A 22033-nucleotide genomic window follows, 5' to 3' on the forward strand; every position below is an offset into this window, starting at 1 on the left:
AGGGATAGCATGACCGCCCGCGATTCTGCGAGCGGGAATTGCAAGCTGCCGTGGCGGCCGGGCGTTGAATTTTCGTAGAAAATTCGTGACCCCGCCCGCTGCCGCGCCCTGCGGCTGTCAGTTTGCCGCCGCCAGCCCCTCCGGTTCGCCCACCACGACGAAGTGCAGGCGGTCGGGCTGCAGCAGCGTCGCCGCCAGACGGTTCACGTCGTCCAGCGTCACGGCCGCCAGCATCTCGTTGCGGTTCTCGACGTATTCCGGCGGCAGGTCGATCACCTGCATGCCGACGAGGATGCTCGCAATCTCGGCATTCCCGTCGAAGCGCAGGGGATAGGCGCCGGTCAGGTAGGTCTTGATCTTGTCCAGCTCCTCCTGCGTGACGCCGTCGCGGGCGATGCGGGCCCATTCCGCGCGGATCACCTCGATCGCCTCTGCCACCGTCGCGTTCGAGGACGCGACCTGCCCCATCCACAGGTCGGCGTGGAATTTCGGCACGAGGAAGGTGCTGACGCCATAGGTCAGCCCGCGCTTTTCGCGCACCTCGTTCATCAGCCGCGATTCGAAGCCCGCGCCGCCCAGGATCTCGTTCAGCACGTAGGCCGCCATGTAATCCGGGTCGTCGCGGCGCAGGCCCGGCTGGCCGAACAGCGCGACCGACTGCGGCGTGTCGAAGGGGATCACCGTCGTGCCGCCGTCCAGCATGTCCTCCACCTCCGGCGGCAGCGCGGGGCCGCTCTCCGGCAGGTCGCCCAGCAGATCGTCCAGCAGCGGACCAAGGTCCGCGGGCGTGATGTCCCCCACCACGCCGACATATACCCGGTCGCGCACCAGCGCATTGTCATGGGCCGTCACGATGTCGTCGCGGGTCAGGGCGGTCACGCTCTCGACCGTGCCGCTCAGGGGTGAGCCATAGGGATGGTCGCCAAAGGCCGCCTTGTCGAAGGCGGCGCTGGCGATGTCGCCGGGCGACTTCGCGTCGCTGGCGATGTTGGACAGCACCTGCTGGCGCACCCGGTCGATCGCGCTCTGGTCAAAGCGGGGGTTCACGATGGCGTCGCGCAGCAACGCCACCGCTTCGTCGCGATTGTCGGTCAGCATCTGCGCGCTGATCGACACCATGTCGTCGCCCGCGTCGAACCCGAAGCCCGCCGCCAGATCCTCGCGGGCGGTCTGGAACGCCTGCGCGTCCAGATCGCCCGCACCTTCCTCCAGCGTCGCCATCATCAGATTGGTGGCGCCGCGCTTGCCGGGTTCGTCCAGCGCCGCGCCACCGCGGACCCGAATTTCCAGCGCGGTGAAGGGAATGTTGTGATCCTCCACCAGCCAGGCCTCGATCCCGCCGGGAGACGTCACCTGCTGGATGTCGATCGCGGCATTGGCGGCACTCGCGGCCAGCGCCACGCAGAACGTCATGGCGAAACGGATCATCGGGCTTGCTCCTTGTCGGCCACGACCCAGCCGGTCACGGATTGGTTCAGGTCAAAGACCTCTGCCGCGGCGGCCTTCACGTCCTCCGCCGTCACCTCCTGCAGGACCTGCGGCCAGGCCTCCACGTCCTGCACGGTCAGGCCCTGCGTCAGTGCCGCCCCATAGCGCTGCGCCCGCCCCTGCACGTCGTCGAGCGCGTAGATCTCGCGCGCCTTCATCTGGTTGCGGATGCGGTCCATCGCGGCGGGGTCGATGTCGTTCGCCATGAAATCGGCAACCACCTTGTCCATCGCCGCCTCCGCCTCCGACAGGCTTACGCCCGTCCCGGGCACCACCGACAGCGCAAAGGTCGAGGTGTCGAGGCTGGAGGGATCGTAACCCGCGCTGGTGTAGACGGCGGTCTGCGTGTCGAACTGCAACGCGCGCCCCAGCTCGGAGGTGAAGGACGACCCGCCCAGCAGCTCCGCCAGATAGACCAGCGCCGCGGCGGTCTTCTGGTCGCCGGTGTTGCGCTCGGTCGCAAGGTAGCTGCGCACCAGATAGGGCTGGCTCACGCGCGCATCGGTATAGGTGATCCGGCGCGGCGCGGTCTGCGGCGGCTCCTGCGGGCGCAGGCGCGGCGGCAGGTCGGGCTCCGGCGGGATCACGCCGTAGTATTTCGCGGCCAGCGCCATCACGTCATCGGGCTGCACGTCGCCCGCCACGATCAGGATCGCATTGTTGGGGGAATAGTTCAGCCCGTAAAACGCCAGCGCATCCTCCAGGCTCAGTTCCTCCATCTCGTGCTTCCAGCCGATGACGGGCACGCCATAGCGCAGGTTCTGGTACTGCGCCGCCATGAACTGCTCGCGCGCCAGCGCACCCGGATTGTTCTCGGTCCGCTGGTTGCGCTCTTCCAGAATGACGTTCCGCTCCGTCACGATGTCGCCCTCGGACAGCTTGAGGTTCGTCATCCGGTCGCTTTCCATCTCCATCATCAGGGGCAGACGGTCGGCCGCGACGCGCTGGAAATAGGCGGTGTAGTCGTAGCTGGTAAAGGCATTGTCCGATCCGCCGTTCGCCGCCACGGTGGCGGAAAACTCGCCCGGCGCCAGCTTGTCGGTGCCCTTGAACAGCAGGTGTTCCAGAAAGTGCGCGACGCCGGACTGGCCCACCAGCTCGTCCGCGGACCCGGCGCGGTACCAGACCATCTGCACCACGACCGGCGCGCGGTGATCCTCGATCACCACCACGTCCATCCCGTTGTCGAGGCTGAAGGTCGTCACGTCGTCGCCGATCCTGACCGGCGCGGTGACGCTGACCGTCTTGTCCCCTTCGGTAAAGCTGCGCGCCGCGACACCGGCATCGGCGACCTGCGTCCCTTCCGCCGTCGCGGCCAGCGCCTGCGTGGTCTGGGCCTGCGTGGTCTGCGCCTGCGTGCTCTGAGCCTGCGTGGTCTGAGCCTGCAGGGGCGTCAGCCCGAGGATCAGGAAGGGAACGGCCAACATGCGTGTCATGGAAATCCTGCGGGTCTGGAAAGCTTGGCGCGAACGTAACCCAACACCGCCCGACTGCAATCGGTCATACGGCCTTGTGAAGGCGCGTCAGCGCCACGATCGCACCGTCGAAGCGGCAGCCTCAGTTCTGCGGCGGCACCGTCGGCACCGCGACACCCGCCGCGCGATAGCGTTGCGTCTCGGCATAGGGGTCGATGGCCTGCGCGCTCTGGGCGCGCGAATACCGCACGCGGCCCCGCCCGCGCAGCCGCGCCTCCTCGGTCGCGGCCGCGACACGCACGTTCGCTTCGGTGCCATAGCGGCCCGCCTGTGCGACCAGCGCGCCGTCGCTGGCGGGGATCGCCCCCGTCACGCCGGACTGCGTGCCGCCCAGCGCGGCAATCGCCTGCCCCGTCGGATTGGGGTCCGTGGGGTTGGTCCCGCCCGGCGTCGGCACCGGCAGGGCGTTGGTTTCCGGAATCGTCAGCGGCCGCGTGGGCAGCACCGCGAATTCGTCAGGACCGGTCTGGCCATTGTCTCCGCCGCTGCACGCCACCAGCGTGGCCAGGGCCGTCAGTCCGATCAGTGTCCGCAGCATGTCCGCCCTCAATCTGTCACTTCGCATCGTTCTAGACCACGGCGCGCCCCGCGTCACGCCCATCCGGTCAATCCTTGGTCCGCTTTGCCTTTGGCGTCTTGCCGTCGGGCAGGAACGCCAGCCCCAGCGCGCCTGCAAAGATCGCCACATCCGCCACGTTGAACGCATAGGGGTTGTCGAAACCGCAGCAGGACATGTTGATGAAGTCCGCCACCGCCCCGTACAGCAGCCGGTCCACAACGTTGCCCAGCGCGCCGCCGATCAGCAGCCCTGCCGCGATGTAGGTATAGGTCGATCCCCCGGACCGCCACAGCCAGACCAGCACCGCGGCCGAGATCGCGACAGCGATTCCGATCAGCACCCAGCGCATGTCCGCCCCGGCCCCGAGGCCGAAGTTAACGCCCCGGTTCCACGCCATCTGGAACACCAGCAGCGGCGGGATCACGTCGATTTCCTGACGGGTCATCAGGTTCATCCCGTGAACGACGGCATATTTCGTCGCCTGATCCAGAAGGAACGTCCAGAACCCCGCCCAGAAAACCAATCGCATATCGTGACCCTAGTGTCTGAAGTGGCGCATGCCGGTGAAGACCATGGCGATCCCGGCGTCGTCCGCCGCCGCGATCACCTCGTTGTCGCGCATCGACCCGCCCGGCTGGATGACGCAGGTGGCACCGGCTGCCGCCGCCTCCATCAGCCCGTCCGCAAAGGGAAAGAACGCATCCGATGCCACGGCCGACCCGATGGTCAGCGGCTTGTCCAGCCCCATCGCCTCCGCCATGCGCTCGGACTTCTTCGCGGCGATCAGGGCAGAGTCCAGACGGCTCATCTGCCCCGCCCCCACGCCCACCGTCGCGCCGTCCTTGACGTAGACGATGGCGTTGGACTTGACGTGCTTCGCCACTTTCCACGCGAACTGCAGGTCGGCCATCTGGGCGTCCGTCGGCTGCACCTTCGTCACGACCCGCAGATCGTCGGCGGGGACGTGGCCGGTGTCCTTGTCCTGCACCAGCATGCCGCCCGCGACCTGACGATAGGTCAGCTGCGCCGCCTTGGGGTCGGGCAGGCTATCCGTCGTCAACAGGCGCAGGTTCTTCTTGGCCGCGAACACCGCCTTCGCCGCATCCGAGGCACCCGGTGCGATCACGACCTCGGTGAAGATTTCCACGATGGCCTGCGCCGTCTCCTCGTCCAGGGCCGTGTTCAGCGCCACGATCCCACCGAAGGCAGAGGTGCGGTCGCAGTCGAAGGCCTTCCGATAAGCCTCCAGCAGCGTCGCCCCCCGCGCCACACCGCAGGGGTTCGCATGCTTGATGATCGCAACGGCAGGACCCTCTGCGGGGTCAAACTCCGCCACCAGTTCGAAGGCTGCATCGGTGTCGTTGATGTTGTTGTAGGACAGTGCCTTGCCCTGATGCTGCTCGGCGGTGGCAACCCCGGGCCGCCCGGTGCCATCCGCATAGAAGCTCGCCGTCTGATGCGGGTTCTCCCCATAGCGCAGCTCCTGCCGCAGCTCTCCCGCAAAGGCACGGCGGCGCGGGGTCGCAAGGTCGATGGCACCCGCCATCCACGTGCTGACGGCGGCGTCATAGGCCCCGGTGCGGGCATATGCGGTCTGCGCCAGCCGCTGCCGGAACGCCAGCGTGGTCTGCCCGTCGTTGGCGTCCAGTTCCGCCAGCAGGACGTCGTAGTCGGCCACGTCCACGACCGTGCTGACGAAGGCATGGTTCTTCGCCGCCGCCCGGATCATCGCCGGGCCGCCGATGTCGATGTTCTCGATGCAGTCGGCGTAATCGCCGCCCTGCGACACCGTCTCCTCGAACGGATAGAGGTTCACCACCAGCAGGTCGATCGGCGCGATCCCGTGATCCTCCATCGCCTTGACGTGGCCCGCATCGTCGCGCAGCGCCAGCAATCCGCCGTGCACCATCGGGTGCAGCGTCTTGACCCGACCGTCCATCATCTCGGGAAAGCCGGTGACCTCGGCCACGTCCGTCACGTCCAGCCCTGCGTCCCGCAGCGCCTTGGCGGTGCCGCCGGTGGACAGCAGGACGACGCCTCTGTCGGCCAAGGCCCGGCCCAGGTCGATCAGGCCGGTCTTGTCGGATACGCTCAGCAGCGCGCGGCGGATGGGTTGCAAGGTCATGTGTCGTCCCCAAGGTCGTTGTCATCATCGCCGCGGTGCGGGGCGAGGTCGCGGACGACATCGGGCGTGTCCTGCGCCTTGGCCAGCGACCAGCGGATGCGCGTCGCATAGGCCATCGCGGCGCCGGATAAAACCACCTGTCGCGCCGCGCGCGGCTTCAATCGCCCGGTTTCAAGGTAAACCGACGCATCCAGAGTCAGATCCGCGTGCCCGTCGTGGCGCAGCACCCAGATTTCGCCCGACTTCAGCGCCATCGACACCGCCGCCCCGCCCAGATCGACCGTCGCATCGACGTCCGGATGCAGGTGAAAGCGGATCGCAAAGGGAATCCCCTGCAGCTGCGTCGCATCCAGCGCCCGGTCGAACCGCTGCTTGTCAGCGGCGTCGAGCGTGGTCAGCAGATCCTCGCCCGCCAGCCCGCGCCCGTCCGTCGTCATCTCCAGCGTGCGCGCATGGGTCAGGCCGTGGGTGATGCGAAACCCGTCGTGCGACAGCTCTGCCCGGCGCCCGTCGTTCAGTTCCGTCACGATGCAGTTCACCACATCGGGCAGATCGACCAGCATTTCCTGCGACACGCCGCCGGCGGTCAATGCGGGCCCGAGGCGGGAGGAGGAATAGCCGCCGATCCCCAGCGTCGAATGGCTCGGCGTCGCCCGCCCCGCCCGCCGCCAGTCCGCGCCGAAACTCACACCGGACCCGCAATTCACGATCAGCGGTCGCCGCCCCGACGTCAGCTCGAACGCGAGGGTCGAGGCATGGGCATTGATCGACGCCGCCCCCTCTGGCGGACGGGCCGCATCGGCGATCAGTGTCGTGCGCCCCGCCGCCAGCCGCGCAAAACCCATGCACTGCGCGTCGCCGGTCTGGCGTTTGCCGGTGCTTTGCGACAGCGCGTGATCCAGCCGCCCGTCCGGCCCACGCCCGCCGCCGTGGAACCGCGCAAGGCCCCCGTCCGCATGGCGCAGCGCCCGCAGCGTCGGGCCGATCCGGGCCACGGCCTGCGTGATCGCCATCGGCACCGTCTGCCCGCTGGACGTGATCGCCGACTGCGCCCAGTGCAAAAGGGTCAGGATATCCAGCAGTTCTTCCGGGTTGCGCGTAGCGATGCCGCCGTCCGGCCTGATCTGCGTCGCACAGTCCTCGGCCAGCGCCTTGATCGCTGGGGCGGTCAGCCGCTCCATCCCCTCCAGCGACAGCCCGGCATAGATCATGCCCGCCAGCGCCTCGAACCGCGCCAGACCCGGGCGCGTCGACCGCCAGCGCCGCGACAGGAACAGCGTCTGCTGCCCCAGCGACCGGAACAGCCGGTCCTGCGCCGCCCTGTCCTGCCCCCGCAGCAGGAACACCCCGTGGGAAATCCACCGAATCAGCCGCCGCCCGGTCAGCTCCGGCGTCCAGCCGGGGCCGCTGCCGTCACCCCATGTGGCGATCCACTCGCCCACCCAGGCCTGCGCCGCGTGCCGCGCACGCGCATCGCCGACGGCGGCCAGATCGTCCAGCCAGCCGAAGCCGTGCAATTCCTGATCGACCATCGCCCGGTCGCCCTCGACCTGCCAGATCGACCCGCCGGGGGCGGTCGTCAGCACGCCTGCGAACAGGAAGTTCCCTGCCAGCAACTGCCGCCCGCGGGCGAACAGCCCGATGCTGCGCGGTTCGGGTTGAGAGACGAAGCCCGTCGCAGGCCGTGCGCGCGCCGCCCACCGCGCGTGCGCACGGTGCATGAAGTCCCGGTTCCGGGCCCGCCATGGTTGCCGATCGGCCAAGCTGCTGCCTCTGCGTTGCGGTGTCGCAATCTTCTTGGCCGCGACGTTAACGCGGGGCGCGCGTCCTGTCACGCGGGCTTTGTCAGCACCGCCATGTAGAAGCCGTCCATCCCGCCGATCTCGCTCCAGTAATCGGGCCGCAGCCGCAGCCCGCCCTCCTCTGTGATCCACGACGGGTCGATCCCCGGCCGATCCAGCGCCGCGCGATCGACGCCCAGCCCCGGATGCCGCGCCAGCGCCTCGTCCACCTGCACCTCGCCCTCGTCCGGCAACAAGGAGCAGGTGCAGAACAGCAGCCGCCCACCGGGCTTTAGAAGCGTCAGCGCATGGTCGATCATCGCCCCCTGCTGGTCGATCAGATCGCCGAACTCCGCCCCGTCCTTGGCATAGGGCAGGTCCGGGTGGCGGCGCATCGTCCCCGTGGCGCTGCAGGGCGCGTCCAGCAGGACCGCGTCCCATGCCCCCGTCACGTCGAAGGCGTCCGCCACCTCGCATATCGCGTTCAGCCCCACCCGCGTCAGGTTCTGCGCTACCCGCGCCATGCGGGAGGCGGAGGCATCCACCGCCGTCACCTCGGCCCCCCGCGCCGCGAGTTGCAGCGTCTTGCCCCCCGGCGCCGCGCACAGGTCCAGCACCCGCAGGCCCGCAATCTCGCCCAGCAACCGCACCGGCACCGCGGCAGCCGCATCCTGCACCCACCAGTCGCCCGCGTCATAGCCCGGCAGCACCGTGACCTGCCCCGGCTCCATCACCCGCACCGACCCTGTCGGCAGCACCATGCCCCCCACCGCGGCGGCGACCGCCGCGGCGTCGCCCTTGGGCGTCAGGTCCAGCGGCGGCGTGGTGGCCTGCACCGCCTCCATCGCCTCGATATCCTTGCGGCCCCATGCGGCGACCAGCGGCTGGCGCAGCCAGCCCGGCAGCAGCGGCGGCGCCATCTTCGCCCAGGCATCAGGCCCCTCGTCCGCCACCTTGCGCAGCACCGCGTTCACAAGACCCTTCAGCCGCGCCGTATGATGGTTGCGCCCGACGATCTCGACATAGCTGTTGACGACGCCATGCGCCGCACCCCCCTGCGCGATCTCCAGCGTGCCCAGCCGCAGCGCATTCTGCACATACAGGGGCGGCTCCTTGCTCAGGAACGGCTTCAGCATCCGGTCGGCGCGGTCCAGCATCCGCAGGGTATCCGTCGCCAGCCGCTGCGCCCTTGCGCGATCCTCTGGTGCGAGATGATCCAGCGCCCCGCCGCCCAGAAGTTCGGACAAGAGCCGCCCCTCTTCGATGACCTGTTGCAGCAGATGATGCGCGGCGCGGCGCGGGGCGAGGCCGGTCTGATCCATGGGGAAACCCTTGTCTGGTGTTCCCAGCGGGGTATATCACGGGGCACCCCCCGGCAAGGACAAGACCATGACCGACCCATCCGACCTGCCCCCCGCCGCCCAGCGCGCTCTGGCCGAGGCCGCCGCGCGACGCAAGGAGCAAGAAGGCAAGACCCTGCCGCGAGAGATCGGCGGCCGTGACGGTCCAGAGCCGGTCCGCTACGGCGACTGGGAAAACAAGGGACTCGCGATCGACTTCTAGCGGATGCGCAGGGTCGCGTCGTCGCCGGCCCCCCGGTCCGCGGTGAAGCGGATCAGATCGCCATTCAGATCGACCCGCTGGCAATTCAACGGAAACTCCCGGTCGCCCCAAGCCATCTCGCGGCAGAAATAACCGTCCTGCCAGATCCACGACCCCGTCACCGTGCCGCCCATGGCCTCGCCTGAAATGCGCCCGTCCTCGGTGACGCGCAGCGCCACACCCAGCAGCCGCTGGGTCAGGCTGTGCCCCTGCACCAGTGCGACGAAATCCGCGCGATCCGTCACGACGCGCGCATCCTGCGCCGCAGCCGTCATGGGGGCCGCGATCAGCAGTGCGGCGATCAGCGTCTTCATGGGCACTCCTCCGGCACCGTAACCTAGCGCCCGGCCTCCGGGATCAAGTCACAGCCCCAGCACATCCATCATGTCGTAATGCCCCGGATCGCGGTCCTGCCCCCACAGCGCCGCCTTCAGCGCCCCGCGGACAAAGACGCCGCGGTCGGTCGCCACGTGCCGCAGGGTGATCCGCTCGCCGTCGGCGGCGAACAGCACGTCATGCTCGCCCACGATGTCGCCGCCCCGGATCGCGGAAAACCCGATGTCGCCGCGCCGGCGGGCGCCGGTCACGCCGTCACGCCCCGACTGACGCACCTCGCCCAGATCGACGCCCCGCCCCGCCGCCGCCGCCTCGCCCAGCATCAGCGCGGTGCCAGAGGGCGCATCGACCTTGTGCCGGTGATGCGCCTCCACGATCTCGATGTCGAAATCCGCGTCCAGCGCCGCGGCCACCTTGCGCGTCAGCTGCACCAGCAGGTTGACCCCAAGGCTCATGTTACCCGCCCGCACGATCACGGCATGATGCGCGGCGCGGTCGATCGCCTCGATATCGACCGCCGACAGGCCGGTCGTCCCGATCACATGCACCGCCCGCGCCTGTGCTGCCAGCCCGGCGAAGGCCACGGTGGCCGCGGGCGCGGTAAAGTCGATGACGGCCTGTGCCTTGGCGAAGGCTGCGACCGGATCGTCCGTCACCGCCACGCCCAGCGCGGGGACGCCCATCGCGGTGCCCACGTCCTGCCCGACCCAACCGTGGCCCTCCCGCTCCAGCGCGGCGACCAGCCGGCAGGCGTCAGAGGCGGCGACCGCCTTCACCAGCATCTGCCCCATCCGGCCAGAGGCCCCCGTGATCACGATTCCCGGTGTGTCCGCCATGTCCGTCCCCTGCGCCAGTTTCCGCCAAGCCATACCCCCCCGAAGCCCGTCGGAAAAGGCTTGCTTGGAATTGGCGGCGCACGGCGTTACATGCAGGCCATGGCAAAGACATCATCCTCCGGGGGCGGCGCCCCCAACCAGCGGCAGTTGCGGCTTGGCGAACTGATCCGCCGCCGCCTGTCAGAACTCCTGCAACGGGGCGAGATCCACGATCCCGACCTCTCTCGCATGATGATCACCGTGGGCGAGGTGCGCTGCTCGTCGGACCTCTCGGTCGCCACCGCCTTCGTCCTGCCGCTTGGCGGCGACAACAAGGAAGAGGCGCTGCTGGCCCTGCGCAAGTCCCGGCACGAGATCCGGCGCGAGGTCGCCAAGGTCCTCAACATCAAGTACGCGCCGGAAATCCGGTTCGAGATCGACGATACCTTCGACCGGATGGACGCCACCCGCGCCCTGTTCGAGCGTGACGACGTGAAGGCGGACCTCGCGGCCCCCGACGGGCCAGATGCGGACGGCGCTGATGCAACCGCAGCCAGGGCCGGGGACGACGACGCATGATCCGTGCGCTGGCCTGCGTGCTGGCGCTGATCGCGGGCAAGGCGACAGCGGTGACCTGCAACGACGCCACCTTCGACGGCCACAGCTTCACCGCCTGCACCGTGGATGCCACGACAGAGGACCTGCGCCTGTTCCACCGGGACGCCTCGGGGCAGGTACTGGGGGGCTGGAACGCCCTCTCCACCCAGATCGCGCCGCAGTCGCTCGCCTTCGCGATGAACGCCGGCATGTACCACGACGACCGCCGCGCCGTCGGGCTGTTCATCAAGGACGGCGTCGAAACCGCGCCGCTGGTCACCCAGAAGGGGCCGGGCAACTTCGGTCTGCTGCCCAACGGCGTGTTCTGCCTCACCGACACCTCCGCCCGCGTGATCGAGACGCTGGCCTACGACCGGCAACGCCCCGCCTGTCGCGACGCCTCGCAATCGGGGCCGATGCTGGTCATCGGCGGCAAGCTGCACCCCCGCTTTCTGGCCGACAGCCCGTCGGTCCATATCCGCAACGGCGTCGGCACCAGCGCCGACGGGCACACCGCGATCTTCGCCATCTCGAACGACCCGGTAAACTTCCACACCTTCGCCCGCTTCTTCCGCGACGTGGCCAAGACGCCCGACGCGCTGTTCTTCGACGGCAGCATCTCACGGCTCTACGCGCCCGCCCTGCACCGGGCGGATTTCGGCTTCGCCGCCCTCGGGCCCATGGTCGGTGTCGTGCAATAGCTTGACCCCGCCCCGCCCTGCGCCTAGCAGGCGCGTTCAGATCGAACGGAGGCCCCCATGGGACGGCGCAAATCGGGACGCAACATTTCGGGCTGGCTGATCGTGGACAAGCCCGCGGGCCTGACCTCGACCACCGTCGTGAACAAGGTGCGCTGGGCGCTGAACGCCAACAAGGCGGGCCACGCCGGCACGCTCGACCCGGACGCGACCGGCGTGCTGGCGATCGCGCTGGGCGAGGCGACGAAGACCGTCCCCTACATCACCGACGCGCTGAAGGCCTATGTCTTCACCATCCGCTTCGGTCAGGCCACCAACACCGACGACGCCGAAGGCGAGGTGATCGCGGAAAGCGACCTGCGCCCCACGGACGACGAGATCAAGGCGGCTCTGGGTCGCTTCGTCGGCGACATCATGCAAGTGCCGCCGCAGTTCTCCGCCGTCAAGATCGACGGGGAACGCGCCTACAAGCGCGCCCGCGACGGCGAGACGATGGAGATCGCGGCCCGGCCCTTGTGGGTCGAGAGCCTTCTGCTGGACGACCGCCCCGATGCCGATCACGTCACGCTGGAAATGGTCTGCGGCAAGGGTGGCTACGTCCGCTCCATCGCCCGCGATCTGGGCGAGGCGCTGGGCTGCCATGCGCATGTGCGCGAACTGCGGCGCATCTGGTCGGGGCCGTTCAAGGCCGCGGACGGGCTGACGCTGGAACAGATCGATGCCATCGCGCGCACGGATGAACTCGACACCCATGTCGAGCCGCTGGAGGTGGGCCTGGCCGACCTGCCCCGCGTCACCTGCCCCACCGCCAGCCTGACCGCCCTGCGCAACGGCAACGCCGCGACGGTGATCGCCTCGGGCATCGACTATGGCACAGAGGTCTGGGCCGCCCACGAGGGCCGCGCCGTTGCCGTCGGCCGCCTGATGGGCAGCGAGTTGCACCCCGCCCGCGTCTTCGTCGCCTGATCGTGGCCACGACGTGGTGATTTTTCGTAGAAAAATCGAAGGGGAAACGATTTTTCTACGAAAAATCCCCCCGGCGGCACCGCCACGCATTCCCGGCATCGCCATTCCATGACCGCAACCGTCGCGCGCACCCATACCGCTGCCGACGGCACGACCTCTCGGGCGGTCTATTCGTCCTGCGAAGCCTACCGCTACCGCCTCGACCGGCGCTGGGGCGCCGCCCCGCCGCTGGTCTGGATCATGCTGAACCCATCCACGGCGACCGAGGCGGCAAACGATCCCACCATCGCCCGGTGCGAGACCCGGGCCCGCATGCAAGGCTTCGGCGGGCTGCGGATCGTGAACCTCTTCGCCTTTCGTGCCACCGCCCCTGCCGAACTGAAACGGAGCGCCGATCCCGTCGGTCCGCAGAACGATGCCCATCTGCTGGCCGCCTGCGACCTCGGCCCGTCCCCCGGTGGCGTGATCGTCGCCGGCTGGGGCGTTCACGGCACGCACCGCGACCGGGCCGCGCAGGTCTCTCGGTTACTGCGTGACAGCGGCGTGCAGATCCATACACTGGGCCTCACCCGACACGGCCAACCGCGGCATCCGCTCTATGTCGCCTACGCCACAACACCAAGGCCCTGGCCCCATGATTGACGGCTTCACACGTTCCTTCGTCAAGACCGGCGACGTCACCCTGTCCGTCCACCGGGCCGGCGCCGGCGCGCCGCTGATCCTGCTGCACGGCTATCCGCAGAACCATCACTGCTGGGCCCCGGTCGCGCCACGCTTCGCGCAACACTTCGACACGATCGTCCCCGATCTGCGCGGCTACGGCGACAGCGACGCCCCCGCCGACGACGCCGCCCACACGACCTATTCCAAGCGCCGGATGGCCGCCGACATCATCGGCCTGATGGACGCCCTTGGCCTCGAACGTGCCCATGTCATCGGCCACGACCGCGGCGCGCGGGTCGCCTACCGCCTCGCCCTCGACCACCCGGACCGGATCGATCGCCTCGGCATCATCGAGATCGTCCCGACCGGCGATTTCTGGGACAGCTGGACCGCCGATCTCGCGCTCAAGGCCTATCACTGGACCTTCCTCGCCCAGCCCGCCCCCCTGCCCGAGCGGATGATCGGCGCCGACCCCGCAGCCTACGCCGACTGGACGCTGACGCAATGGACACAGGACAAGTCCCTTGCCGTCTTCGCGCCCGCGGCGCTGGACAGCTACCGGCGGCAGATGGCGGACCCCGCGCGCCTGCACGCGATGTGCGCCGACTACCGCGCGGGCGCCACCACCGACCGCCGGCTGGACCGGAACAGCCGCGATGCGGGCACCCGGATCGCGGCACCGCTGCATTTCCTCTGGGCCGAGGGCGGCTTTCCCGCCCAGACCGGCGACCCCCTCGCGCTCTGGCAAGGTTGGGCGACACAGGTGACCGGCAACGCCTGCCGCGCCGGTCATTTCGTGATGGAGGAGAACCCGGAGGCCGTCGTGGCGGCATTCATGACCCACCTGACCGGAAATTAACCTTTTCTTTATTGGCAACGTGTAAATCGAGTCCGACGGTGTTAAAAGAATTTCAACACTTCTGGATCGGGGGCGATCCTTTTCGTTGAGGCACCATCATGCTTGCACTTCTCGGCTTCGTCGGCCTTGCCATGTCGTCCTTCGTCATGCTGGGGCGGTCAGACGATTCCTCTGACGACGCCCCCGCGCAGGATGACAGCCTGACCGCATCCGGCGACACCGGTCTGACAGAGGTGTCGCCGGGCCTGTTCCAGCTTCTGTCCGACACCAACGGCGATGCGGGCGCCGGCGGCGTGCTGTCAGACGACGACGGCGCAAGCAGCGACCGGGCCGCACCGAGCGACACCGACATGACAGAGGTCGCGCCGGGGCTGTTCCAGCGCCTGTCCGACACGAACGGCGATGCAGGGGCCGGTGGCCTGTCCGATACCGACGGCGATGCCGGTGCGGGCGGCGTGATGGCCGATGCGGCCATGCTGCCCTTCGCCGCCGGCGTCGCAGCCGACAGCGCCTTCGATACCGACGACCATGGCGACGACCTTCTTCCCGATCTCGTCCCCGCCGCTGATCCGGCTGCCGACGCGGCACCGGGCGACACCGCGCCCACGGACGAAGCGACCGCCACGATGCTGCGCCGGTCGGGCAGCGACGGCAATGACCGGATCGACGGCGACGCCGCCGACGAGGAGATCTACGGCGGCGCCGGCCATGACGCGATCACCGGCAACCTCGGCCGCGACATCCTCTTCGGCGAGGACGGCGACGACAGCCTGAACGGCGGCAGCGGCGACGACCTGCTGCTGGGCGGCGACGGCGACGACATCCTCGAGGGCGGTTGGGGCGACGACAGCCTGACCGGCGGCGAAGGGGACGACCTGCTGAACGGCGGTGGCGGCAACGACGTCCTCGACGGCCGCGATGCGGACGGCGGCTTCGACTACCTCAACGGCGGGGCCGGCGACGATCTGCTGCTGGCCGGTGCGGGCGATCACCTGAACGGCGGCGACGGGGCGGATGCCTTCGGCCTGACCGGCGACGGCGCCAACACCATCGACGACTTCGACGCCGCGCACGACGTGCTGGAAGTCACCTATCAGGGCACCCCGCCGGTGCTGCGCACGACGGTCGACGACGACGGCCTGACGCTGCTGGCCGATGACACCGTCGTCGCGCATCTTGCGGGCGTGACCGAACTTGACCTGTCCAGCGTCGTGCTGACGGCCGCCTGAATTCCGGCTTTCCTTTTGCGGCGAACCCGCCTATAGGCACCCATCCGCGCGGGCCCTTCGGCCTGCCGGACCCTCCAAGGGCCTTTCTGGACGACATCCCGGATCGCGCCATTCACCCTTTGACCAAGGAGACCCCGATGTCGATCACGCCCGACGAAAAAGCCCGCCTGATGAAGGAATACGCGACCAAGGAAGGCGACACCGGTTCGCCCGAAGTTCAGGTCGCCATCCTGTCCTCGCGAATCGCGACCCTGACAGAGCACTTCAAGACCCACAAGAAGGACAACCACGGTCGCCGTGGCCTTCTCAAGATGGTGGCCCTGCGCCGCAAGCTGCTGGACTACACCCGTGGCAAGGACGAGGCCCGCTATCAGGACCTGATCAAGCGTCTGGGCCTGCGTCGCTGACCAGCCCCGACCCGATCGCACGACGGACGCCCGCCTCTTCGGCGGGCGTTTTGCGTTTCAGGGCCCGGTCTTTGCCCTGTACGAAAGCTCCATTCACCTGCGGTTTATGACCGGTAAACCGGCGGTCAAATCAGCGTGAAGCCACCGGCTGTGCCGGTCGAAATGGCCGGGAATCGCGCAAAACCGCTGCAATTTCGATCAAAGCTACTGCGAACCGCAGGAATGTGCGACCTCGGGGCACAGTCCGGCGACAGCCTGCGCCGGGAACGGGCCTGATCCTCTCGATCGGCACCGTCAGTGGTTTCCCAAGTCGCGTCTTACCGAAAAGTCAAATGTGGCCTGCCCATCTTCGGACGGTCACGCGAACTCTTGAATGAATGGACATGCAGATCATGGACTTTACAGATGTGCTCTCACAGTTTCTCAGTGACCCGAAAACCGGATACCGGACCGGACTTCGATTTTTCCACTTCATCGGCCTCGCAATGGGCCTCGGCGGCGCCACGCTGCTTGACCTGATGCTGCTCCGCTTCTTCGTGCGGGGCCGGATCACCGAAGACACCTATGGCGTCTTCGCCTTCGCGTCCCGCATCGTCGACATCGGCCTGCGTCTGCTGTGGATCACCGGACTCGGCTTCCTGTTCCTCTATGCGCTGACGCAGCCGGAACTGCTGACCAACCCCAAGGTGCACGCCAAGCTCGCCATCGTCGCGATCCTGACGGTAAACGGCTTCTTCATCCACCAGATCATCCTGCCCAGCGTGCGGCGGCAGATCGGACGGACCCTGTTCAACGGTGTCGGCGCCACGCGCCGCGCGATTTTCGTCACCTCCGGCGCGATCTCGGTCGTGTCGTGGTACATGCCGGTGGCGCTCGGCGCCTTCCCTCAACTGAACTTCCACGTCTCCAGTACGACGCTGCTGACCGGATATTTCGCGCTGATCGTCGTGGTGGCGCTGGCGATGCAGGCGCTGATCTACCTGCTGCACCGCTTCGTGCCCGAATTCGACACGCCCCTGTCGCAGGCCGCGGCGCAGGTGCAGCAGTTCCGCCGGACGGTCGTCATTCCCAGCGTGGATACCGGCCCCCGCGATCTTGGCGGCGCGCCTGCACGGGCCCGGGCGCTGCGGCAGTCGGGCGGCTGACCCCGCACCAGGGCCGACGCCCGCCGTCACCGGCGGGCGTCGCGCGCACGACTCGGGCCATTCGCCCAAATCCATAAGAAGATGAAGTACTTCTGACCGCAGCGATCGTTCGCGATTTCATTGGATAAAATCGCCCGATGTTTCGCATGCGATACATATTATGTAAAATAGCGGATCGCCGTGACCTCCAGCTCCACCGTGCCGCCGGGCTTCGTCCAGTCCACCAGATCGCCCACCCGCGCCCCGAGCAGCGCCTTCCCCAAGGGCGAGAACGGCGCGATCCGATGCGCTGCGGGATCGGCCTCGTCCTCGCCCACGATATGCCAGTCGGTGTGACGGTCGTTTTCGTCCGCGACGGTAACGCAGGCGCCAAAGGCCACGACCTCCGGATCCTGCTCTGCCGGATCGACGACGATTGCGCGGTTGATGCGCCCTTCGAGGAACCTGATGTCACGTTCCGCCATCGCGCGCGGCAGCTTGGCGTCCAGACTGTCGCGCGGCAGGTCAGACAGCCGCGCATGCTCCGCCCGCAGGCGCCCCTGCAACTGCGCAAGCCCCGCGGGCGTGACGTAGTTTGGATGCGGGCTTTGCGGCAAGTCGTCCAGCCGGTCGGCCTGCGGCCCGTCGTCTTCTTTGGTGAAAGCCTTGTTCATAAGCGGGTCAACCCTCCAGCGGGGGCGCGGTTCCCCCGGCGTAATCCCCTTTCAATTCGGCGCCTTTTGCTGTAAGGCCCCGCCATCTGTGACGTAACGCACCAGACCCCGGCGTTGTGCAAAGGACAGGGGTCGGCGGCAATGGGGCCGCCAATCAACGGGCCAGCCGGACCGCCGGTCAGGCCCAATATGAAAGACGATAGATGTTTCATGAAGTAAAGAAATCCATGCAGTGGGGCGAAGAGACCCTGACGCTGGAAACCGGCAAGGTCGCCCGTCAGGCCGACGGCTCCGTCATCGCCACCCTGGGCGAGACCTCCGTCATGGCCAACGTGACCTTCGCCCGCAAGCAGAAGCCCGGTCAGGACTTTTTCCCGCTGACCGTGCACTACCAAGAGAAATACTACGCTGCCGGCAAGGTGCCCGGCGGCTTCTTCAAGCGTGAAGCCCGCCCGACCGAGAAAGAGACCCTGACCGCGCGCCTGATCGACCGTCCGATCCGCCCGCTGTTCGTCCCCGGCTTCAAGAACGAAGTGCTGGTGATGTGCACCGTGCTGAGCCACGACATGGTCAACGATCCCGACATGGTCGCGATGATCGCCGCCTCCGCCGCACTGACGATCTCCGGCGCGCCGTTCCGCGGCCCGATCGCCGCCTGCCGCGTGGGCTTCGTGGATGGCGAATACATCCTGAACCCCGAAATCGACGACATGCACAACCTGCGCAACAACCCCGAGCAGCGGCTCGATCTGGTTGTCGCCGGGACCAAGGATGCCGTCATGATGGTGGAATCCGAGGCCTACGAGCTGACCGAGGACGAGATGCTGGGCGCCGTGACCTTCGCGCACGAGCAGATCCAGCCGGTCATCGACCTGATCATCGATCTGGCCGAAGAGTCCGCCAAGGAACCCTTCGACTTCGAGCCTGCCGACTACTCCGAGCTGTCCGCCGCCGTGAAGGCCGCGGGCGAGGACAAGATGCGGGCCGCCTATGCGATCACCGACAAGCAGGAACGCACCGCTGCCGTCGCCAAGGCGAAGGAGGACATCATCGCCTCCCTCACCGAGGAACAGCAGGAAGACGGCAACCTCGGCCCCGCGCTGAAGAAGCTGGAATCCAACGTGCTGCGCGGCGATGTCGTCAAGAACGGCCGCCGCATCGACGGTCGTGCCCTCGACGAAATCCGCCCGATCGTGTCCGAGGTCGGCATTCTGCCCCGGACCCACGGTTCGGCGCTGTTCACCCGCGGCGAGACGCAGGGTCTGGTCGTGACCACGCTGGGCACCGGCGACGACGAGCAGATGATCGACGCGCTGACCGGCATGTACAAGACCAACTTCATGCTGCACTACAACTTCCCGCCCTACTCGGTCGGTGAAGTGGGCCGCGTGGGCTCCCCCGGTCGCCGCGAGATCGGCCACGGCAAGCTGGCGTGGCGTGCGTTGCAGGCCGTGCTGCCCGCCGCGACCGACTTCCCCTACACCATCCGCATCGTGTCAGAGATCACCGAATCCAACGGCTCCTCCTCCATGGCGTCGGTCTGCGGTGGTTCGCTGTCGATGATGGACGCGGGCGTTCCGCTGAAGTCCGCCGTGGCCGGTGTGGCCATGGGTCTGGTGATGGAAGACGACGGCTCCTACGCCGTTCTGTCCGACATCCTGGGTGACGAAGACCACCTCGGCGACATGGACTTCAAGGTCGCTGGCACCGAGAACGGCATCACGTCGCTGCAGATGGACATCAAGATCGCCGGCATCACGCCCGAGATCATGAAGAAGGCGCTGGAGCAGGCGAAGGCTGGCCGGATGCATATCCTTGGCGAGATGGGCAAGGCCCTGACCGGGGCCGGTCAGTTCAGCGTCCACGCGCCCAAGATCGAGACCATGCAGATCGCCACCGACAAGATCCGTGAAGTCATCGGGTCCGGCGGCAAGGTCATCCGCGAGATCGTGGAAGTCTCCGGTGCCAAGGTCGACATCAACGACGACGGCGTGATCAAGATCGCGTCCAACGACGCGGACAAGATCAAGAAGGCCTACGACATGATCTGGTCGATCGTGGCCGAGCCGGAAGAGGGCAAGATCTACAAGGGCACGGTCGTGAAGCTCGTCGACTTCGGCGCCTTCGTGAACTTCTTCGGCAAGAAGGACGGCCTCGTCCATGTGTCCCAGATCGAGAACCGCCGCCTGAACCATCCGTCGGATGTGCTGAAGGAAGGTCAGGACGTCTGGGTCAAGCTGCTGGGCTTCGACGATCGCGGCAAGGTCCGCCTGTCGATGAAGATGGTCGACCAGACCACCGGCACCGAGATGACGGAAGAAGCCGCCGAAGGCTGATTTCGTCCTCTACAGACAGGAATGCCCCGGGCCGCAAGGCCCGGGGCATTTTTCATTGTGGCAGGAAGCCGGGGATGCCCGGATAGCGGCGCCGGAACAGCGCCATGTCGCGCCGGTACTGCCAGACCGCGCGCGCGTTGCGCGACAGGCTGGACAGGCGGACCGGCTTCCACGGTTTGTGCGGCCCGTGGAAATGCACGATCAGCGCGCGCCTTGCCGCGCCCGTCATCGGCAGCCCCGCCTGATGGCCACGCTGCATCACGGCCCTGCCCCATGACGCGTTCCAGACCGGGTCGAGGTGCGTGATCCGGTCGCGGAAGACGACGTTGATATGGTCCTGATCGAACAGAGGATAACTCTGGACCGCCGCCGTGTCTTCCATCCGCTCGACAAGGCCGGGGGTCGCCCGGATGCGGTCGTTGTCCATCAGCAGCACGCCGGAGTTGACGTAATCCGCAAGGACGAAGCCCGCGGGCATGATCGCGGCCTGCCGGTCGCGTCCCGCGGAAGGCCGGCCCCGGCTGATCTTCTTCATGATCTGGAAATCGCGCACCCCGGCCAGCGGGTTGCCGCGCAGATCCAGCCCGGCGGCGGCGGTCACGTCGCCCTGCACGAGGATGTCGCCGTCGAGGTAGAGCACGCGCCCTCCGGTCAGGCGCGGCAGGAACAGGCGCCCCAGCGCGGTCGTGGTGATGAAACTCTTCTGGTTGTAGCGGCCCGCCAGCCACTCGGGGGGCATGACCTCTGACCGGACGCGCGCGGCCGGGTGGTTTGCCGCGACTTGCGCCACCCAGTCCCACATCTGTGGCGTCAGGCTCACCCCGGCAAACAGCACCCGTGCCCCGTGGACGGCATGGCGCAGCACGGCGTCCATCGCGCGCAGGGTGGGCAGGATCATGCCCGGGTCGCAGACGAAGGCGACGGTCAGCGGCGGCAGGGTCATGTCAGTCCTTTGGCGCGGCGCGCAGCAGGTCGTCGAAGGGAACGCCGATATCCAGCAATGCCGACACCGGCGAGGCGCAGGTCAGTGCGACCCCGACCGCGGCCGCGTGATCACGGGCGAGGGCGAAGCCCGCGAGGCTGCGGTCCAGCCCGGTGACGAGGCCGCTGGGGGCCGTGTCGCCCGCGATTTCGTAGAACCGGGGCGCTGCGGCGTTGTTCAGGTCGATGCCCGCCAGGACGATCCGCGCGGGCCGGGCGGCCAGCGCGATCTGCAGCGCGGAATAGGCGACGGTGCCGACGATGACCACGCCCGCGTCGGGGTCGCGCGACAGGGCGGCACCGTCGCGGCGCAGCAGCACGGGGTCGAGCGCGGGATCGTCGAGGCTGCGGCGGGGGGCGTTCACGGGTTTCGCGAGGTTGTCGATCAGCGCCACGGGCCGCGTCGTCAGCAGGCCGGGATCGACCGTCGCGATGGCGCGGAGTGCGGCGGGGGACAGCAGCCACGGCAGGTCGTCCGGCAGGCCGGGCAGCATCGCATGATGGCGAAAGACGAAGCGCTCGTCCTCGATGGCGAGGGCGAGCGGCGCGATCCGGTCGGCCAGGGTCGCGGCGCCGTTGAGCAGGATCGCGCTGCGCGACGGCAGGGCCTCGATCCGCTGGTCGCGGAGGGAGGGGCCGCTGCCGACGATGGCCAGCACATCCGCATCCCGCGGCATCAGCTGGACCGGCCCGCGCAGCGTCAGCAGCGGACGCCTGCGCCACGTCACGGCGCCGGTCGGCCGGTCGATGGCCAGATGCGGCCACAGATCCTGCCGGTGCGCCGTCGCGGGGCCAGTCAGCAGCGCGCCCAGCTTGACCAGCCGACGCGAGAGGGGGCGGTCGCTCATGCGGACCTTCCCGCACGGGATCGCCCGCCTGCCGTGAATTCGCGCGTCGTCGTCATGCCTGCAGCTGTCCTCCATCATATCCGGCCTTCGCACTAGCAGAGAAGCCAGGCGTCGAGAAGGCCGCCGGAGTCCGGTCGGCGGATCAGAGCGGTGTGGCCGGATACCCTACTGCCGCCAGCGCCTGTCGCAGATCGGCGTCACGGGCCTGCGACTGCACCGTCACTTTGCGGGCCGGCATGTCGAAGGTCAGGCTGGCCGCGGGGTCGAGGGTCTGGACCGTGCGCTCGACGGTTGCCTTGCAATGGCCGCAGCTCATGTCGGGAATCGAATAGGTGGTCATCGCGCTCTCCTGTGCTTTGGCCTTCATATGGGACCTTCCGGCGCGGGAAGGTCAAATGCACTTGATCGTGAGGAAGGCCTTGACCTTCCCCTGACTGGAACCCCCATATCGAAGATCGCACCGAACCCCG

23 protein-coding genes are annotated in these 22033 nt (G+C 68.0%); 10 read left to right on the top strand and 13 right to left on the bottom strand.

The features are described from left to right. Nucleotides 1-117: 117 nt before the first annotated feature. The 7 genes from BUA54_RS15055 to BUA54_RS15085 all read right to left on the bottom strand — a co-directional run bounded on the left by BUA54_RS15055 (nucleotide 118) and on the right by BUA54_RS15085 (nucleotide 8750). A complete protein-coding gene (locus tag BUA54_RS15055) occupies nucleotides 118-1428 on the bottom strand; it encodes a M16 family metallopeptidase (RefSeq protein WP_072858089.1) in 1311 nt (436 codons plus the stop codon). Further along, nucleotides 1425-2924 (bottom strand): M16 family metallopeptidase, encoded by a 1500-nt coding sequence (locus tag BUA54_RS15060; protein ID WP_245810706.1) that lies wholly within the window; start codon nucleotides 2922-2924, stop codon nucleotides 1425-1427. Before BUA54_RS15060 ends, BUA54_RS15055 begins: the two co-directional genes overlap by 4 nt. 121 nt (nucleotides 2925-3045) lie before the next feature. Then, nucleotides 3046-3501: a DUF3035 domain-containing protein gene (locus tag BUA54_RS15065; protein ID WP_072858090.1), complete on the bottom strand. Its 456-nt coding sequence runs from the start codon at nucleotides 3499-3501 to the stop codon at nucleotides 3046-3048. A gap of 67 nt (nucleotides 3502-3568) precedes the next feature. Then, the gene (lspA, locus tag BUA54_RS15070; RefSeq protein ID WP_072858091.1) at nucleotides 3569-4051 is read right to left on the bottom strand and encodes a signal peptidase II; all 483 of its coding nucleotides are present in this window, start codon (nucleotides 4049-4051) and stop codon (nucleotides 3569-3571) included. A 9-nt stretch (nucleotides 4052-4060) separates the two neighbouring features. Further along, nucleotides 4061-5647 carry a bifunctional phosphoribosylaminoimidazolecarboxamide formyltransferase/IMP cyclohydrolase gene (purH, locus tag BUA54_RS15075; protein ID WP_072858092.1) on the bottom strand — a complete coding sequence of 529 codons (1587 nt, stop codon included), beginning with the start codon at nucleotides 5645-5647 and terminating at the stop codon, nucleotides 4061-4063. Beyond that, complete coding sequence (locus tag BUA54_RS15080) at nucleotides 5644-7368, bottom strand: heparinase II/III family protein (RefSeq protein ID WP_084114444.1); 1725 nt, start codon at nucleotides 7366-7368, stop codon at nucleotides 5644-5646. The genes purH and BUA54_RS15080 overlap by 4 nt, the downstream gene beginning before the upstream one ends. Before the next feature lie 110 nt (nucleotides 7369-7478). Further along, on the bottom strand, nucleotides 7479-8750 hold the full coding sequence (locus BUA54_RS15085; protein ID WP_072858094.1) for an RsmB/NOP family class I SAM-dependent RNA methyltransferase: 1272 nt from the start codon (nucleotides 8748-8750) through the stop codon (nucleotides 7479-7481). A 67-nt stretch (nucleotides 8751-8817) separates the two neighbouring features. Between BUA54_RS15085 and BUA54_RS15090 the strand changes: the two genes are divergently transcribed. Continuing rightward, nucleotides 8818-8991, top strand: coding sequence for a DUF1674 domain-containing protein (locus BUA54_RS15090; protein WP_143155446.1), 174 nt, complete (start codon nucleotides 8818-8820; stop codon nucleotides 8989-8991). Here the strand turns inward: BUA54_RS15090 and BUA54_RS15095 are convergent. Both BUA54_RS15095 and dapB read right to left on the bottom strand, forming a co-directional pair. Next, the gene (locus BUA54_RS15095; protein ID WP_072858096.1) at nucleotides 8988-9344 is read right to left on the bottom strand and encodes a hypothetical protein; all 357 of its coding nucleotides are present in this window, start codon (nucleotides 9342-9344) and stop codon (nucleotides 8988-8990) included. The two genes, BUA54_RS15090 and BUA54_RS15095, sit on opposite strands and share 4 nt — an antisense overlap. A gap of 48 nt (nucleotides 9345-9392) precedes the next feature. Further along, entirely contained in the window at nucleotides 9393-10202 is an 810-nt protein-coding gene (dapB, locus tag BUA54_RS15100) for a 4-hydroxy-tetrahydrodipicolinate reductase (protein ID WP_072858097.1), read from the bottom strand. Between the two features lie 99 nt (nucleotides 10203-10301). Between dapB and rbfA the strand changes: the two genes are divergently transcribed. The 8 genes from rbfA to BUA54_RS15140 all read left to right on the top strand — a co-directional run bounded on the left by rbfA (nucleotide 10302) and on the right by BUA54_RS15140 (nucleotide 16745). Continuing rightward, entirely contained in the window at nucleotides 10302-10760 is a 459-nt protein-coding gene (rbfA, locus tag BUA54_RS15105) for a 30S ribosome-binding factor RbfA (protein WP_143155447.1), read from the top strand. Continuing rightward, nucleotides 10757-11479, top strand: coding sequence for a phosphodiester glycosidase family protein (locus BUA54_RS15110; RefSeq protein ID WP_072858099.1), 723 nt, complete (start codon nucleotides 10757-10759; stop codon nucleotides 11477-11479). Before rbfA ends, BUA54_RS15110 begins: the two co-directional genes overlap by 4 nt. A 57-nt stretch (nucleotides 11480-11536) precedes the next feature. Next, nucleotides 11537-12442: a tRNA pseudouridine(55) synthase TruB gene (gene truB / locus BUA54_RS15115; RefSeq protein ID WP_072858100.1), complete on the top strand. Its 906-nt coding sequence runs from the start codon at nucleotides 11537-11539 to the stop codon at nucleotides 12440-12442. Between the two features lie 108 nt (nucleotides 12443-12550). After that, a complete protein-coding gene (locus BUA54_RS15120) occupies nucleotides 12551-13084 on the top strand; it encodes a DUF1643 domain-containing protein (RefSeq protein WP_072858101.1) in 534 nt (177 codons plus the stop codon). Further along, the gene (locus BUA54_RS15125; RefSeq protein ID WP_072858102.1) at nucleotides 13077-13964 is read left to right on the top strand and encodes an alpha/beta fold hydrolase; all 888 of its coding nucleotides are present in this window, start codon (nucleotides 13077-13079) and stop codon (nucleotides 13962-13964) included. Before BUA54_RS15120 ends, BUA54_RS15125 begins: the two co-directional genes overlap by 8 nt. Nucleotides 13965-14062: 98 nt before the next feature. Next, nucleotides 14063-15193, top strand: a complete 1131-nt coding sequence (locus BUA54_RS15130; RefSeq protein ID WP_072858103.1) for a calcium-binding protein — start codon at nucleotides 14063-14065, stop codon at nucleotides 15191-15193. Nucleotides 15194-15330: 137 nt separating this feature from the next. Beyond that, complete coding sequence (gene rpsO / locus BUA54_RS15135; RefSeq protein WP_072858104.1) at nucleotides 15331-15600, top strand: 30S ribosomal protein S15; 270 nt, start codon at nucleotides 15331-15333, stop codon at nucleotides 15598-15600. A gap of 383 nt (nucleotides 15601-15983) precedes the next feature. Continuing rightward, entirely contained in the window at nucleotides 15984-16745 is a 762-nt protein-coding gene (locus tag BUA54_RS15140) for a hypothetical protein (RefSeq protein ID WP_072858105.1), read from the top strand. Between the two features lie 158 nt (nucleotides 16746-16903). Here BUA54_RS15140 and BUA54_RS15145 read toward each other — a convergent pair whose 3' ends face one another. Further along, nucleotides 16904-17398, bottom strand: a complete 495-nt coding sequence (locus BUA54_RS15145; protein WP_072858106.1) for a GreA/GreB family elongation factor — start codon at nucleotides 17396-17398, stop codon at nucleotides 16904-16906. Nucleotides 17399-17601: 203 nt separating this feature from the next. Between BUA54_RS15145 and pnp the strand changes: the two genes are divergently transcribed. Next, nucleotides 17602-19734 carry a polyribonucleotide nucleotidyltransferase gene (pnp, locus tag BUA54_RS15150; RefSeq protein ID WP_072858107.1) on the top strand — a complete coding sequence of 711 codons (2133 nt, stop codon included), beginning with the start codon at nucleotides 17602-17604 and terminating at the stop codon, nucleotides 19732-19734. A 52-nt stretch (nucleotides 19735-19786) separates the two neighbouring features. Here the strand turns inward: pnp and BUA54_RS15155 are convergent, their stop codons facing one another. From BUA54_RS15155 to BUA54_RS15165, 3 genes are all read right to left on the bottom strand, one after another. Next, on the bottom strand, nucleotides 19787-20677 hold the full coding sequence (locus tag BUA54_RS15155) for a glycosyltransferase family 8 protein (protein ID WP_072858108.1): 891 nt from the start codon (nucleotides 20675-20677) through the stop codon (nucleotides 19787-19789). A 1-nt stretch (nucleotide 20678) separates the two neighbouring features. Beyond that, nucleotides 20679-21563, bottom strand: coding sequence for a hypothetical protein (locus BUA54_RS15160; RefSeq protein WP_072858187.1), 885 nt, complete (start codon nucleotides 21561-21563; stop codon nucleotides 20679-20681). Between the two features lie 142 nt (nucleotides 21564-21705). Continuing rightward, entirely contained in the window at nucleotides 21706-21930 is a 225-nt protein-coding gene (locus tag BUA54_RS15165) for a heavy-metal-associated domain-containing protein (RefSeq protein WP_245810708.1), read from the bottom strand. Between the last annotated feature and the right edge of the window lie 103 nt (nucleotides 21931-22033).

The organism is Loktanella atrilutea, assembly GCF_900128995.1.
GTDB classification, from domain to species: domain Bacteria; phylum Pseudomonadota; class Alphaproteobacteria; order Rhodobacterales; family Rhodobacteraceae; genus Loktanella; species Loktanella atrilutea.